This is a genomic window from Paracoccus ravus (assembly GCF_004522175.1).
Classification (GTDB): domain Bacteria; phylum Pseudomonadota; class Alphaproteobacteria; order Rhodobacterales; family Rhodobacteraceae; genus Paracoccus; species Paracoccus ravus.
In genome coordinates this window covers 91,432-105,822 of sequence record NZ_SDEB01000011.1, presented here as the reverse complement: position 1 = coordinate 105,822, position 14,391 = coordinate 91,432, and the positions used below count along the sequence as shown (strand labels likewise).

General features: G+C 61.7%; 18 protein-coding genes. 12 read left to right on the top strand and 6 right to left on the bottom strand.

The window, feature by feature from the left end; translation table 11 throughout:
- Positions 1-7 precede the first annotated feature (7 nt).
- From ESZ60_RS10970 to fliF, 4 genes are read right to left on the bottom strand one after another with little or no spacing between them, the layout of a single operon-like run.
- Positions 8-856, bottom strand: a complete 849-nt coding sequence (locus ESZ60_RS10970; protein ID WP_134680624.1) for a flagellar type III secretion system pore protein FliP — start codon at positions 854-856, stop codon at positions 8-10.
- Positions 857-858: 2 nt separating this feature from the next.
- On the bottom strand, positions 859-1,224 hold the full coding sequence (locus ESZ60_RS10965; RefSeq protein ID WP_134680623.1) for a FliM/FliN family flagellar motor switch protein: 366 nt from the start codon (positions 1,222-1,224) through the stop codon (positions 859-861).
- Positions 1,217-1,885: a FliH/SctL family protein gene (locus tag ESZ60_RS10960; protein ID WP_134680622.1), complete on the bottom strand. Its 669-nt coding sequence runs from the start codon at positions 1,883-1,885 to the stop codon at positions 1,217-1,219. Before ESZ60_RS10960 ends, ESZ60_RS10965 begins: the two co-directional genes overlap by 8 nt.
- Positions 1,886-1,890: 5 nt before the next feature.
- Positions 1,891-3,489 (bottom strand): flagellar basal-body MS-ring/collar protein FliF, encoded by a 1,599-nt coding sequence (gene fliF, locus ESZ60_RS10955; protein WP_134680621.1) that lies wholly within the window; start codon positions 3,487-3,489, stop codon positions 1,891-1,893.
- A 182-nt stretch (positions 3,490-3,671) separates the two neighbouring features.
- Between fliF and ESZ60_RS10950 the strand changes: the two genes are divergently transcribed.
- From ESZ60_RS10950 to ESZ60_RS10935, 4 genes are read left to right on the top strand one after another with little or no spacing between them, the layout of a single operon-like run.
- Complete coding sequence (locus ESZ60_RS10950; RefSeq protein WP_134680620.1) at positions 3,672-4,160, top strand: flagellar basal body-associated FliL family protein; 489 nt, start codon at positions 3,672-3,674, stop codon at positions 4,158-4,160.
- Positions 4,157-5,137: a flagellar motor switch protein FliM gene (locus ESZ60_RS10945; RefSeq protein WP_134680619.1), complete on the top strand. Its 981-nt coding sequence runs from the start codon at positions 4,157-4,159 to the stop codon at positions 5,135-5,137. The genes ESZ60_RS10950 and ESZ60_RS10945 overlap by 4 nt, the downstream gene beginning before the upstream one ends.
- Complete coding sequence (locus tag ESZ60_RS10940; RefSeq protein WP_134680618.1) at positions 5,137-5,427, top strand: hypothetical protein; 291 nt, start codon at positions 5,137-5,139, stop codon at positions 5,425-5,427. Before ESZ60_RS10945 ends, ESZ60_RS10940 begins: the two co-directional genes overlap by 1 nt.
- The gene (locus ESZ60_RS10935) at positions 5,427-6,080 is read left to right on the top strand and encodes a MotE family protein (RefSeq protein ID WP_134680617.1); all 654 of its coding nucleotides are present in this window, start codon (positions 5,427-5,429) and stop codon (positions 6,078-6,080) included. The genes ESZ60_RS10940 and ESZ60_RS10935 overlap by 1 nt, the downstream gene beginning before the upstream one ends.
- Before the next feature lie 12 nt (positions 6,081-6,092).
- Here the strand turns inward: ESZ60_RS10935 and ESZ60_RS10930 are convergent, their stop codons facing one another.
- Positions 6,093-6,935, bottom strand: coding sequence for a hypothetical protein (locus ESZ60_RS10930; protein ID WP_134680616.1), 843 nt, complete (start codon positions 6,933-6,935; stop codon positions 6,093-6,095).
- 246 nt (positions 6,936-7,181) lie between these two features.
- Between ESZ60_RS10930 and motA the strand changes: the two genes are divergently transcribed.
- Complete coding sequence (motA, locus tag ESZ60_RS10925) at positions 7,182-8,042, top strand: flagellar motor stator protein MotA (RefSeq protein WP_134680615.1); 861 nt, start codon at positions 7,182-7,184, stop codon at positions 8,040-8,042.
- A gap of 42 nt (positions 8,043-8,084) precedes the next feature.
- Positions 8,085-8,528: a flagellar FliJ family protein gene (locus ESZ60_RS10920; RefSeq protein ID WP_134680614.1), complete on the top strand. Its 444-nt coding sequence runs from the start codon at positions 8,085-8,087 to the stop codon at positions 8,526-8,528.
- 25 nt (positions 8,529-8,553) lie between these two features.
- Here ESZ60_RS10920 and ESZ60_RS10915 read toward each other — a convergent pair whose 3' ends face one another.
- On the bottom strand, positions 8,554-9,915 hold the full coding sequence (locus ESZ60_RS10915; RefSeq protein ID WP_134680613.1) for a FliI/YscN family ATPase: 1,362 nt from the start codon (positions 9,913-9,915) through the stop codon (positions 8,554-8,556).
- Positions 9,916-9,996: 81 nt separating this feature from the next.
- On the opposite strand from ESZ60_RS10915, the gene ESZ60_RS10910 reads away from it, so the two are divergent.
- The 6 genes from ESZ60_RS10910 to flhA are packed head-to-tail and all read left to right on the top strand — an operon-like array spanning position 9,997 to position 14,388.
- Positions 9,997-10,341 carry a flagellar basal body rod protein FlgB gene (locus ESZ60_RS10910; RefSeq protein WP_134680612.1) on the top strand — a complete coding sequence of 115 codons (345 nt, stop codon included), beginning with the start codon at positions 9,997-9,999 and terminating at the stop codon, positions 10,339-10,341.
- Between the two features lie 10 nt (positions 10,342-10,351).
- On the top strand, positions 10,352-10,762 hold the full coding sequence (flgC, locus tag ESZ60_RS10905) for a flagellar basal body rod protein FlgC (RefSeq protein WP_134680611.1): 411 nt from the start codon (positions 10,352-10,354) through the stop codon (positions 10,760-10,762).
- A complete protein-coding gene (gene fliE, locus ESZ60_RS10900) occupies positions 10,762-11,079 on the top strand; it encodes a flagellar hook-basal body complex protein FliE (protein ID WP_134680610.1) in 318 nt (105 codons plus the stop codon). Before flgC ends, fliE begins: the two co-directional genes overlap by 1 nt.
- Before the next feature lies 1 nt (position 11,080).
- The gene (locus ESZ60_RS10895) at positions 11,081-11,350 is read left to right on the top strand and encodes a flagellar biosynthetic protein FliQ (protein ID WP_134680609.1); all 270 of its coding nucleotides are present in this window, start codon (positions 11,081-11,083) and stop codon (positions 11,348-11,350) included.
- 3 nt (positions 11,351-11,353) lie between these two features.
- Positions 11,354-12,247 (top strand): transglycosylase SLT domain-containing protein, encoded by an 894-nt coding sequence (locus ESZ60_RS10890; protein WP_134680608.1) that lies wholly within the window; start codon positions 11,354-11,356, stop codon positions 12,245-12,247.
- 29 nt (positions 12,248-12,276) lie between these two features.
- Positions 12,277-14,388 carry a flagellar biosynthesis protein FlhA gene (gene flhA, locus ESZ60_RS10885; protein WP_134680607.1) on the top strand — a complete coding sequence of 704 codons (2,112 nt, stop codon included), beginning with the start codon at positions 12,277-12,279 and terminating at the stop codon, positions 14,386-14,388.
- Positions 14,389-14,391: the final 3 nt, after the last annotated feature.

The window sequence follows — 14,391 nt, the reverse complement described above, 5'->3', positions numbered from 1 at the left end:
GGCGGGTTCACATGCCCGCGTAAGATTGCATCAACGACCCGGCCAACATGTACCAGCCGTCGATCAGTACGAAGAAAATGACCTTGAAGGGCAGCGAGATCATCACCGGAGACAGCATCATCATGCCCGCCGCCATCAAGATGGCCGAGACGATCAGGTCGATGGCGACAAAGGGAATATAGATCAGGAATCCGATCAGGAAGGCCCGGCGCAGTTCAGAAATCATGAAAGCGGGAACCAGCGTCGACCAGGGAATTTCAGCCCGCTGATCCGCCGGGAGCGCGACCTCCGCCGTGCCTGCCTCCAGCGCAGCGCGGGGGGGCGGAAGGGTTGCGCGCGCCTCTTCATCCGCCTGAGCAAGACGCGCGAAGAGGGCCAGATCCTCGTCCCGGACATTCTTCGCCATGAAGCGATGAAACGGTTCCGCGATGCGCGAAAGCGCCTGGGCTTCGGTGATCGACCCTTGGGTCAGAGGGGCGATGCCGCTTTCCCAGGAATCCTCGAAGACCGGCTGCATGACGAAAAAGGTCATGAACATGGCCAGCGAGGTGATGACCATGTTTGGCGGCGTCTGGCCCAGACCCAGCGCCGAGCGCAGCATCGAAAAGACGATGACGAAACGCGTGAACGAGGTCACCATGATCATCAGCCCGGGTGCCACCGACAGCAGCGAGAGCAGACCGACAAGCTGGATGATCCGTCCGGAAAGCGCGCTGCTCTCGCCGCCCTCTTCCTGCAGGCTGCGCGAGAAACCCTCGAGTGCAGAGCCCAGTTCCGACACCGCGTCCTGCGCGTCGGCTGCGGTCGCAATGAGGCATAAGAGCGCCGTGGCCGCGGCAAGATGCGCGCGATGCATCGTCAACCCGCCGAAGTCACGACTTCTTTGACGATATCGTTCAGCTTGACGCCAATGCCGCCTTCGCCGGCCGCGACCAGCACGCCATGCGCAACGACCCGTCCATTCACCACCACATCCACCATGTCCCCGATCCGGCGGTCCAGTTCGATCACGGCCCCCCTTGAAAGAGAGACGAGATAGGACAGTGGCAGACTGGCGCGGCCGATGACGATCTCGACATCCATCTTCACATTCAGCATGGCATTCACGCTTTCGCTCGAAGGCGCGTCCTCGTTCAACGCCTTGAGCATCATTTCGATCATGCGGGAATTGGCCTTGCTGTCCTCGGCGGTCTGGCCAAGCTCTGCCGTGCTGTTCTCACTCATCAGGGGCAATCCCTTGCTGCTCGGGTTTCATAAACTCTCGCCTCAATTCGGCCAGGATCCTCTGGCTGAGGCGCGAACTGGAATAATCGGATCGTCCATTGCGCCAGGTGGCACGAATGCAGTCAGGCGCACAGGAAGGATCCGCCATGACACGGATCGAGGTCGTCCCGCTTCCGAATGCGGCCATCGCCTGCAGGTCCCTTTCGATCTCGTCGCGAAGCTTGGGCGAGACGCGGATCTCAAGCCATTGGCTGCCCTGCGCCCGACGCAGGATCGCGGCGATTTCGGACGCCATCCGCGCCTTTCCGTAATGCTCCACCAGTTCGGGAAGTGCTTTTTCGCAAATCGAAAGGGCAAAGATTTCGAGATCCCGTTCCAGCGCGGATTGATGCTCGTCCAGATGTTCGCTCATCGCGGCCAGCCGCGCATCGAGAGCCGTCAACGCCAGGTTGCGCGCCTTGGCGATGCTGTCCTCGGTCTCGGCAATGCCCTGGGCACGGCCAGCCATGAGGCCGGCCTCATAGGCTTCGGCACGGGCCTGGGCCAGAAGTTCGTTCACTTCGTCGCGCGAGACGAGCGCCTCCGTGGCCGCCAGCTCGACCTCGGTCTCTCGGGCCAGCTCGGCTTCGAAATCGCGACTGAACAGGGCGGCATGAAGCATTCGGGTCAACCCTTCTGACGGATCCAGCCGCGAATGATGCGCAGGCTTTCTTCACGGTTTTCCGCAACCGCCTGTGACAGCTGCATGATGCTTTGCCGCTCGATCAGCCCCGAGACGGGGGCCAGCACAACATGGGAGTTTTCGATCATCGTCTTGGGCGTGGCGGCGGCTTCCAGGGCCGGGCTGCCGCCACCCTCAAGCTCCAGCACCGCTTCGCGCGGCAATGCGGCCGTTTCGTCCAGCTGTCCCCGGTCCCGCGCGCGCAGCAGGGGCCGCAGCCCAAGGAACAGGATCAGCGCCAGCGCTGCCAGCAGGAAAACCCCACGCAAAATGGTGCCGCCATAGGTCTGGAGCAGGCCGGGGCGATCGGTGTCGCCCGATAGCAGATCAGCATCTTCGGCAAATTGCAGGGAATCGACGGTGACGATATCGCCCCGCGCATCATCGATGCCCGCCGCCGACCGCACCAGACGCGAGATCCGCTCCAACTCTTCGGCGCTGCGTTCGACATAGCTGCCGTCTACGCTGCGACCATTGACCAGGACCGCCACGGTAAGGCGTTTGATGCCGCCCGGCTCAACCGTGCGCTCGGACCGGGTGCTGCCGATTTCGAACTGGGTTTCATCCAGAACCTTGGATTGCGACTCCTCGCGAGAGGGCGTACCCGCAGCATCGGCATCCACGCCAGGGAGATTATTCGCAACATCGACCCCATTGGTTTCGCTGTCCTTGCCTTGACGGCGCTCTTCCAGGGCAGAGATGCTGCGGGCGACCTGCTGTTCGGGATCAAAGCGCTCTTCGATGATCGTTGCGCGCTCATCGTTGATTTCCGCCGCGACCTCGACACGGATATTGCCGGGCCCCACATGGGCCGACAAGATATTCGCAACGTTTTTCGCAATCCGTTGTTCCCAATCGGCGCGCAGGCTGACCAGACTGGCCTGACGGGCATCGCTTTCATCGCCCAGGATCGTCTCGCCGGTCGAAGACAGCACGACGACATTTTCAGCGGCGAGTTCGGGAACGGCTGACGAGACGAGATTACGGATCGCGACAGCCTGGCGCAGGTGCAGTTGCGCGCCACGGCGTGGCCGCAGCATGACCGAGGCGCTCGCCAGCGGACGATGCTGGGAAAACGTCTCTCGCTCGGGCAGGACCAGATGAACGCGGGCCGCCTCGACGCCATCCATGGTCTGGATCGAACGCGCGAGTTCGCCCTCCAGCGCGCGCAAGCGGTTGACGCGCTGAAGAAAGCTGTTCATCCCGATGCTGCTGGAATTGTCGAAGATTTCCCAGCCCATATTGCCCGCCGCGGGCAGGCCGGCCTCGGCCAGGGCCATGCGCCCGCGCGCGAGATCGCTTTCCGGCAGGCGGATGATCGTATTGTCCTGCGAGATTTCCGGCTTGAAGCCCGCGCTTTCGAGCGTCGCGACCATGGCCGCAGCATCTGCCGCCGTCAGATCCGTCGCGACTGCCCGATATTCGGGTTTGAACAGAAAAAGCGTCGCCAGAAAAAGGGCCGCGATGACCCCGATTGCCGTCCCGCCCAGCATGGCGATGCGCCGCGTCCCGAGACTGCCTAAATTCGCAACGAACTGCTTCACGTTACCCTGATCTTCCGCATTTTATTTGAGAGGGGGTGATTTCGTCCTTGCCTCGATTTCGGCCGCTACTCACGATTTTTCACAAATCAGCTATAGCGATCTTGCCCGAGGATGGGAAGTGTCTATGGTGGTATTTACTGACGCTAATAAACGCGCTGGTTGCCTAATATCAGAGAGACAGGATGACAGAAACTGGGGAAGCTCCCCTTGGGACAGGCCGTCGCAGATCACAGATCCTTGCTCTTGTCGCGGTCGCGGCGGTGGCGGGGGTTCTGGGATTGCTCGCGCCTCTGCTGGGCGGCGGAACGGCGCAGTCATCCTCGCAAGCAGAGGCCTCCCGCAGCGAAATCCAGTTGCTCGAGATCGGGCAGATCACGGTGCGGCTGCGATCCAACCTCGCCGGTTCCGAGAGCGTCGCGAAACATCTCGTGCTCAATACCCTCATCGAATACGATCCCGCGCAGCTCGGCCCCCAAGAAAAGGGCCTGGAACAGGCGCAGCATCGCATCCGAGACGGCTTCATCGAATATCTTTCGGGCCTGACGGAAGCCGAGATTCGCGGCAGTTCGGGCATGTCGCGACTGCGCGCGGATCTGCTGCGCCGGGCACGGGCCTCGGCCGGAAATGACGCGGCGCAAAAAGTGCTGATCCACGACTTCATCGTCCAATGACACAGATCGACAATTCCGAACCGTTTTCGCCGCGGGCGGAGCGCGATCACAACGTGGAAGCCGAAATCATCGCGCGCGCTTCGACCGGCATCGAAAAGCTGCCGATGCTGGAGGTCATCTTTGCGCGCCTGACCACGACCCTCGCCTCTGCGTTCAAGAGCCGACTCGGCACGATTTCCGAGGTCAGCTTCGCGGGCATGGAATATATCCCCTGGGGGCTCGCCTTGGGTCGGCTCGATCCGTTCACGCTGTGCTGTTTGACAAAGATCGCGCCGTGGCAGGCGACAACGGTGCTGAGTTTTGAGCCGAAAGTCTTTTTCGCACTTTTCGACAGCCAGATCAGTGCCGGTCCCGGCCCGCAATCCATCCCCGCCCGACAGCCCTCGAGCATCGAGCGACGCATTGCCAAGCGTTTTTCGCAGGTCGTTTTGGATGAGATTTCCGCCGAGTTCGGGCGGCTCGCCGAGATCGGCTTCACGGCCGAGAATATCGAGACGCCGCAACAGGCTGCGACGGTCCAGAACTTCCAGGCCCTTTGCGCCGTCGCGCATATTCGCGTCAAGATCGGCGAAGCCGAGGGCAACATGTCCTTCATCATGCCCAAGGACAGCCTGCACCCGATCAAGTCACAGCTTTCTCGCATGTTTCTGGCAGAGCCAAGCGAGTCCGACGGTCAATGGCGCGATGACCTGACCCGCCGCGTGACCTCGTCCTATGTCGAGATCCAGGCGGTCCTGCACCGGATGCCGATGCAGATCGCGGATATTCTCAGCTGGCAGCCGGGAACGGTCCTGGAGCTTGGGCGCGGGATCGGCGACGAGATTACCATCACTTGCTCGGGACGACGCATCTTTCATGCCGTCGCGGGACATCACAACAATCGCATTGCGGTAAGGCTGGGCGAAGATTGCGTCGCGACACCCAATTCGCAAAACCAGATGGAGCCGCTGCAAAAGGGCTGGGGAGAGGGTCGGTGATGATCGACATCATTGATATCTGCCTTGGCCTCGCCCTGCTGGCCGTCCTGGCGCATAATTTGCGGCTGTCGCGGAAAATCGACAAGCTGATGGCCGCGCTTCGCGACACGGCACCGGCTTTCAAGGAATTTTCGCAAGCTGTTGACCGCTCGCAGCAATCGGTCGCCATGCTGCGGCAGGCGGTGCGGACGGAATCGCTCGCCGCACTCGAGACCTCGGCGCGCCAACCCAAGCGTCTTTCGCTGACCCAGCAATTCTATGCCATTGCCCGGCGGGGAAACCGAAGCTGATGTCGCGGATCTCCAGGTTTGCGCTGGCCTCGATTTGCGCGCTGACATTGTTCAAATTCGGTTCGCTGGCGAGCCAGGCGGCCTCGGGAGCATCCGAGCCGGCATCCGCCCCGGCCGTTGCCGATAGCCAGACCGTGTCCGAGGACCGGCCGACTGCAAACAGAGCATTGCTCGCTCCGGCCTCCTCTCAGCGGAAGGAAGCGGATACCGGTCTCTCCGAGGAATTGCTGGTGGACCTTGCCGCAGAGCGCAGATCCCTGGAAAAGCAACGCGTCGCCCTCGAGGCAAGAGCCGCCGATCTCGCCTTGGTCGAGGAAAACCTTCAGCGCCAGCTCTCCGACCTGACCACGCTGCGTGACGAGGTGAATGCCCTGCTTGAACGGTCGCAGGCGGGCCATCAGCAAGACGTGACACAGCTGGTCAAGATGTATCGCGCGATGAAACCATCTCAGGCGGGATTGATCATGGGCGACATAGATCTGGAGGTTGCGACCCTGGTGATTGCTGAAATGGACGAAAAGGCCGCCGGGCCAATTCTTGCAAATATGGACAAGACCCGCGCACAGACCATTTCGAAAATCATCTATGAACGGTTGAAGCTGCCGGGCGATCAAAAGCCTATCGTTGTGCCCTTTGGCAATCCGCAACGATAGACCGCTCGGTCGCTAGCGCGGCTGGGATGCGCCGAAAAGCTCGCGGCGCATCTCGGCGACGGGATCAGGCTCGGAAGCCCAGGGTTCTAGAATGATCAGCCCGATCAGCCCCGCCAGCAGGACCACAGCCAACGCGGCAATGGACCACTTGCCCAGACGGGAACGAAGCGGAGTCGAACTGTCCTGATGCGTCGGCGTGCCTTGCTGCGGCAGGGCGACGATCGTCATGTTCTGCGCGGTCGCGATCACACGCAGCGGGGCCCGCACGGCATCGGCAAAAAGAAAATCGGTTGCGGATTCGGGCAAACGGATCCGGCCCGGCGCCGAGCGGTCGCCCGGCAGGCTCAGGACAAGCCCACCCGCCGGCAGCACAGAGACCTGATCCACCCCCGGCTCCCATTCCCCGCTGCCGCCGGGAAAGGTCAGTTCGATCCTGCGATCCGGTCCCAAGGATGCTTGGACCCCCGCAACCAATCTGGCATCGCGCAATGCAAGTGAAAGGGGCAGGTGGGACGCCGCGAGGCGCGTTTCGGGTGCAGGCGGGTCCGGCATCGGACTATCTGCCGCATGCGCTTCCTCGTGCAGGGCGAGCCGGTCGACGTGAAATCGCACGGACAACCCCTCGCTCATGGCATATTCGTAATTCATCTCGAAATCATGGGCATGTTCGAGCAATGCCTCGCTGCCGCGAACAGCTTCATGGACGCGATGAAATGCCCCATCAAAGCGCAGGATGTCGCCGTCGAGTTCGGGCCAGCCGGGATGGGGCGGCTCGACATGGACCTGGGTCCGGTCTTTCCCCTCGAGCGCGCGGTCGAATGCAAGATTCAAATCCTCGCCTTCGTGGTAGGGCATCAGGGTCCTGAGCTCTCGCCGGGCAAATTTCGCGATCAGTCCGATCCTGCGCGGCCAGTCGGATGGCCAATCGATCGGCGCATCGGGAGGAATGCGAAGAAGGACAATCCCATCAGCCGACATCAGCCGCTCCTTTTGTAAATAAGCAACGATCATAGAGATTTATCGCAAATTGCTGCAATAGGACTTCAAAGATTTTTTTTCGCAACCTACTGTGCCGGTGCGAATAGACTCGGAACCTCTCAGATGATGATCTTGCTCGGGTTGGTTGTGGTGTTCGGTCTCGTATTTGGGGGCTATTTTCTTTCCGGCGGCAGCATGTCCGTCATTCTGCATGCCTTGCCTTATGAAGGCATGATGGTGGGGGGCGCGGCACTCGGGGCCTTCATCATGGCCAATTCATTTGGTGTGATCAAAGGCACTTTAAGGGCGGGGGGGATGGCATTTCGTGGACCCCATTGGAAGCCCAATGACTATAGCGATCTGCTGAAGCTTTTGCATGATTTGTCGCGCACCTATAAAAGCGGCGGCGCGATGGGCCTTGAAGAACATATCGAAAATCCCGAACGTTCGAGCATATTCAACAAATATCCGCGGATCAGCGCCTCAAAAGATGTGCAGGGGCTGATCGTCGACGCGTTCCGGATGGTGACGATGGAATTTGACGATCCATTGGAAACCGAAGAAATCATCAACCGCAAACTCGAGGCCCATCACAAGCATGTCCATGCCCCGATCGAGGCATTGAACACGCTGGCCGATGGATTGCCGGCGATCGGGATCATCGCGGCGGTGCTGGGCGTCATCAAGACCATGGCCTCGGTCAACCAGCCGCCCGAGATTCTGGGCGGGATGATCGGAGGCGCCTTGGTGGGAACCTTTCTCGGGGTTTTCCTTGCCTATTGCTTCGTCATGCCGCTTGCGCAGCGCGCCACGCAGGTCGAGGAAGAGGATGCTTCGGTCGGTCACGTGATCCGTGATGTCATCGTGGCGATCATCAAGGGCTATCCACCCAGCCTTTGCGTCGAGATCGGACGCGGCAACATCCCGCCCGCCATTCGACCCGATTTCAGCACGGTCGAACGCGAGATCAAGATGGCCGCCTGACGGGCAGAGTTATGGGGCAGGGGCAGGGGCAGGAGAGTTTCGATGAGGACGCGGATCAAGAGCCTTGCGCGGCTGGCGGAACTTCGGGACCGCGAACTGCGCCTGAGGTCGGGCGAGTTGGTCCGACTGCAGAACGATCTGCAACGCCTGAAAGAGACGCGCGAGGCGCTCGACCGGGCGAGGGCCGAAGGCTGTCGTGCCTCGACGCCCGAAGCAATGCCGTATCTGGCGGGTTTTCTCGCAAGTATCGACCGCGAGGACGGCCAGGCCGCGGCCGCAGAAAGCCAGGTCCAGAAGGTGGTCGAGGTCAAGCGCGGCGAGGTTCTGCGCGCCCGCGTCGATTTCGGATCGGTCGATCGGCTGAAAGAGATCCTCGAGGACCGTCAGCGCCGCGATTCGAACATGCGCGAAGCGGCAGAAACCGACGAGCGAAACCTGATCGGCTATGGCCGCGCGGTGAGACAGCGCGCAACCGCCGATGGATGAGGGTGAGCGCGTTTGGATCCCGCTATCACTGCGCCGATAGCTCTGCCGGATCAATGGCATATCCCGCCTCGGTCAGCATGCCGTAAAGCTGGGCAAAGCTTTCTGCCGAGCTTTGCGGATGGTCGAGCTTCTGGGACAGGAATTGCTCGGCCAAGGGGGCAAAACTCGCGGCCATATCGGACTCCGGATCCGTTCCCGGGCGATAGGCACCGACCTTGATCAGGTCCTCATTCTCGGCATGGATCGCGATGCCGCGTCTTGCGGCCGCCATGATCGCCCGCTCGGCCCGGATATGACAATGCGGCAGCATGCGCGAAATGGATCTTTGCAGGTCGATCGCCGGGTAGCGGCCCTTTTCGGCAATCCTGCGATCCAGAATGATATGCCCGTCAAGAATGCCGCGAACCGAATCCGAGATCGGCTCGGACAGGTCGTCGCCCTCGACCAGAACAGTATAGATCGCCGAAATATCTCCCTGGCCCCTGGCGGAATTGCCCGGACCCGATCGCTCCAGCATGCGCGGCAATTCACTGAAGATGGTCGGTGTATAGCCCTTGGTGGTCGGAGGCTCGCCTGCGGCGAGACCGATTTCGCGCTGCGCCATGGCAAAGCGCGTCACGCTGTCCATAAGCAACAAAACATGCTTGCCCTGATCGCGAAAGAATTCGGCGATCGCGGTGGCGGTCCATGCCGCCTGCCTTCGGGTCAAAGGCGGCTGATCGGATGTGGCGACCACAAGAACGGTCCGGGCCAGACCGTCCTTGCCAAGATCGCGCTCGATGAAATCCTGAACCTCGCGGCCGCGCTCGCCGACCAGGGCCATGACGACGATATCGACCTCGGACTGCCGGGCCAGCATGGCCATCAAGGTGGATTTTCCGACACCTGATCCGGCAAAGATCCCCATGCGCTGGCCCCGGCACAAGGGAACGAAAACGTCAATCGCTTTCACCCCGGTTTCCAGTTTCGGACCGACGCGGCGACGCCCAAATGCCTCAGGTGGCGATGCCCGCAACCTGTAGTCGCTCGGGCCGTCGGGCAGGGGCATCCGGTCCATCGGAGCCGCAAAGGCATCGAGAACCCGGCCTTGCCATTCAAGACTGGGCCTGATGCAAGCCTCTTCGCCCAGCAAGCGGATATCCGCGCCTGCGGATACGCCCTCCCAGGTCCCGTAAGGCAGGACACGAAAGCGGCTGCCCTCCAGCCCGACGATTTCGCCGCGGATCCGCCCGGCGACAAGCACCTGCGCGCCGATCGCCGCCGTGTTGCCCAGGCCCTCTCCGGTCAATTCGAGCCCGCTTACCGAATGGACCGTGCCGTGGATTTCGATTTCCACCATCCGGCTGATCCGTGCGCTAAGTGTCGAAAATCTCGTCCTGCGTTTCATGCGAGGGTTTCTTTTCCATCGGGGCTACTTTAACTCATCTCTATAGAAAGATTTTTCGCAAAAGAAGTTGGACCCGCTCGGATGGTTGGAGAAAATTGGTTCAGCATTGCCGCCGCCAAGATGAATTGGGCCAGCGCAAGGCAAAAAACCATCGCTGAAAATGTCGCGAATGCGGATACGCCCGGTTTTGTGGGGCGGGATGTCCACTCCTTTGAGAGTTTTCTGGACGCGGCGCATGACCCGACCCGAGAAAGCCCCGAGGTTGCAGCCGCCACGAATAGCTGGGGTGGCAGTTTCGATGGAAACAAGGTCGTTCTGGAGGAGCAGATGGTCCTGTCCAATCAGGCAGCGTCCAGCTTTCAGCTTGCGGCCAGGCTTTATCGCAAGGGCCATGATTTGATTGGCATCGCAGTTTCGAGCAAATAGGACATTATGAATGGACGATATCACGGCCATTACCCGGACCGCCGCATCGGCCATGCGCGCCCAGTCCATGCGGATGCGCATCGTGGCAGAGAACATGGCCAATGCGGAAAGCACCGGCTCTGGTCCGGGCGAGGATCCGTTTCGTCGCAAGGTCGTCACCTTTGAAACGGTTCTGGACGAGGCCAGCGGCGCCCGGATTGTCGAGGTCTCGAATGTCGCCGAGGATCCTTCGCCTTTCGAAGTGACCCATGCCCCCTCTCATCCGGCGGCGGATGCGGCGGGCAATGTCAAAATGCCCAATGTCAATCCGATGATCGAGCTGGCGAATATGCGCGAAGCGTCGCGCTCTTTCGAAGCGAACCTGAATCTGCTGGACGCGGGCAGGAAAATGCGGTCGCAACTGATTGAACTGCTGGTCTGATGACGATCTCACCGCTTTCGGTCAATGCGGCCGCCCGCGCCTATCAGATTGCGCAACAGACACCGGCGCTTCGGGATGGCGCCGCGCCCGCGCCCAGCGGTCCCAGCTTTGCCGAACTGGTCGAACGGACTGCGGCCAGCACCGTCGAGACCGTTCATGCCGGCAATCATGCCGCCGTGGCGGGTCTGCGCGGCGACATGCCCATCCAGCAGGTTGTCGAGGCGACCATGGCCATGGAATCCGCGCTGAAGGTGACGGTGGCCGTGCGCGACAAGGTTGTCGAGGCCTATCAGGAAATCCTGCGGATGGCTGTCTGACATGTCTGCCGCGGACATTCACCAGCTTGTCACCGCGACATTATGGGCGGTGGTCGTCGCCTCGGCTCCGGTGCTGATCGCGGCCTTGCTGGTCGGTCTGGCCGTTGCGCTGTTTCAGGCACTGACCTCGGTTCAGGACATGACGCTGACCTTCGTGCCCAAGGTGGGGGCCATTCTCGTGGTCATGGGGCTCACGCTGCCGCATATGTATGGCACGTTGAAGGATCTCACCGACGAGATCTTCCAGTTGATCGTCGCGGGCGGATATTGAGCCGTGGCGGGGCGCGGTCTGATCCTTGCGTTCTTGCTGGCCCCGTCCATGGCACAAGCGCAGGATTTCAGCTTCGCCCGCCTCTTTGCATCGCCCCCGCCGGTCGTCGCGGAAACGGCCACGGGCAGCCCTGTCGCAGCACCGGCCATCCTCGACCGGGCGGATCAGGGCATCTGCGTCGCTGCCATTCGCACGGCAGAACAAAGATATGCCATCCCCGAAAACCTTTTGATGGCGATCGGGCTTCAGGAGGCCGGCCGCGCGGTCGGTGGCAGGACGACGATCTGGCCCTGGTCCGTGAATTCGCATGGCAGGACGATGATCTTCGACAATCGCGCCGAGGCGATCGGCTTCGTCAGGGCCGAGCAGGCGGCGGGCAGAGACCTGATCGACATCGGCTGCATGCAGGTCAATCTGCGCTGGCATCCCGAGGCTTTCGCGGATCTCGAGGCCGGATTCGATCCGCAGAAGAATGCTGATTACGCGGCACGATTCCTGAGGCAACTCTATGCCCAGAGTGGAGACTGGCTTCAGGCTGCGGGCAATTATCATTCGACGACGCCCGTGCATCACAACCGCTATCTGGCCGGCATTCGGGACAAGCTGCATCTCGCCGTGGCGGCGGCGGATGATCTGAAGGGGCTGGCGGCCCGGGCCAGATCGGCATTCGGAGCTAGCACGCGCCCGGATGGCGGGACGGTCAGCTATGCCCGCACCCACGGGTTTCGGCGCCAAACCCTCGACCTGCCGGAACAGCCTTTCCAGCCCAGCCGCCGGGCCGAGCCTGTCAAGGCGCCTGTCGCCGGACCCTGGTGGTCGGCCGATCGCAGCAAGGCCGAAGCGCCGCGCACCATCTATTCACAAGAGCCGATCCGGTCTCTTCTCCGGGCCGACTAGGCCCCGAGCATTCATCTGACGCAATGGCCATGCAGAAAGCTAAACCGACACATTCCGGATTCGCGCGGCTGAACCGCTATCTCGACCTCTTTTCCCCGTTCTCGGGCCATTCCGATCTGGGCTTCGCCGCAGCCGTCTGCACGATCCTTGCGATTCTCTTCGTTCCGCTGCCGGCTATGGTCCTGGACATCGGTCTTGCGCTGAGCTTTGCCATTTCGATCCTCGTGCTCATGGTGGCGCTTTGGGTGAAAAAGCCGCTGGAATTCGATTCATTCCCCTCATTGTTGCTGGTCGTGACGGTGATGCGGCTGTCCTTGGGCATCGCCTCGACCCGTCTGATCCTGTCTGAAGGGCAAAATGGCACCGGCGCGGCCGGCCATGTGATCGAAGGGATCGCCTATTTCGTCGTCGGCGGCGACTATGTCATCGGGGCGATCGTCTTTGCGATCCTGGTGGCGATCAATTTCATCGTGATCACCAAGGGCTCGACCCGGATCGCCGAAGTCTCGGCGCGGTTTTCGCTCGATGCCATGCCGGGAAAGCAGATGGCGATCGATGCCGATCTTGGGGCCGGTCTCATCGACGATGCCGAGGCCCGGCGGCGGCGCAAGGAGGTCGAGGGCGAGAGCAGCTTTTTTGGCGCGATGGACGGTGCCGCGAAATTCGTCCGGGGCGATGCGGTCGCCGGGATCATCATCACCTTCGTCAATATTCTGGGCGGGCTGCTGATCGGCACCTTGCGGCATGGCATGGATTTCGCCTCTGCCGCGCAGACCTATACCGTCCTGACCATCGGGGATGGGCTGGTCAACCAGATCCCGGCGTTGATCGTGTCGGTCGCGGCGGGCATGATCGTCACGAAGGGCGCGAGAGAGGGCACCGCCAGCACCGCCCTGACCGAACAGCTTGCCGCCAGTCCGCGCGCGCTATTTGCCTCGGCGGCGCTGATAGCCTTCATGGGGGTCATGCCCGGCTTTCCCTTGCTGCTGTTTTGGCCGATCGCCGCCGGCATCGCGACGATCGGGCTGCTGACGCAAAGACGGATCGAGGCCGCCGAGGCCAAGGCCGCGACGACGCAGGCAGGTCAGTCCGCGCAGGCGCAGGACCCAACTCAGCCCGAGGAAGCCATCCGCATCGACATCATCCGGCTGGATCTGGGCGCGAGCCTCGTCATGATGATCAATGGCGAGGATGCGGCGCTGCCGGGCAAGGTCCGCAGCCTGCGCAACCTCTTTGCGCAGGATTACGGCTTTATCCTGCCGGCGGTGCGGATCGTCGATGCCTCGGATCTCGCCGCCGGGGCCTATCGCATCTCGGTGCAGGGCGTCGCGGTCGCAAGCGGCACCATCGTCGCCGGCTCACGACTGCTGATAGATCCCGCCGAACAGGTGACGGGCATTCCCGGGATCCGGGTCAAGGAGCCGACCTTCGGACTGAGCGCGCTATGGATCGACAGCACGCGCGCCGCCGAGGCCGAGGCCCTGGGGCATACGGTCGTCGATTCCGAAAGCGTGATCGTCACCCATCTTACCGAGATCATCAAAGAGCACATGCCGGACCTGCTGTCGTATCGGGCGGCGCAGGATCTGGTGAACACGCTCGATCGCGACTATCAGAAACTGGTCAGGGATCTTCCCAATCCCGCTCCGGTGATCCTACTGCAGCATGTCTTGCAAAATCTTCTGGCCGAGCGCGTTTCCATCCGCAATCTGCCGCTGATCGCCGAGGCGATGGTCGAGGCCGCGGTGGTGTCGAAAAGCCCCCGGGTCATCACCGAACATGTCCGCCGCAAATTGTCTGCCTCGATCTGCGCGACACTGGAGCATGATGACGGCTTTCTTCCCGTCATCGTGCTGGGCGGCGGCTGGGAGGGGGAATTCGCCAATGCGATCAAAGTGCAGGGCGATGAGACGAATTGCCTGATGAGCCCGAAACGCGTGCAGGATTTCGTTCTGGCCGCGCGGGTCGAGATTCAGAAATTCTCGGCCGAGGATCAATGGCCCGCGATTCTGGTCAACCCGGATTTCCGCCCGGTCATCCGCTCGATGCTTGAGCGTGTCAGCCCGTCCACTCCGGTCATTTCCCATGGCGAGATCCACCGCAAAGCCAAGCTGCGCACCATCGGCAAGATCGGGGAATGACAA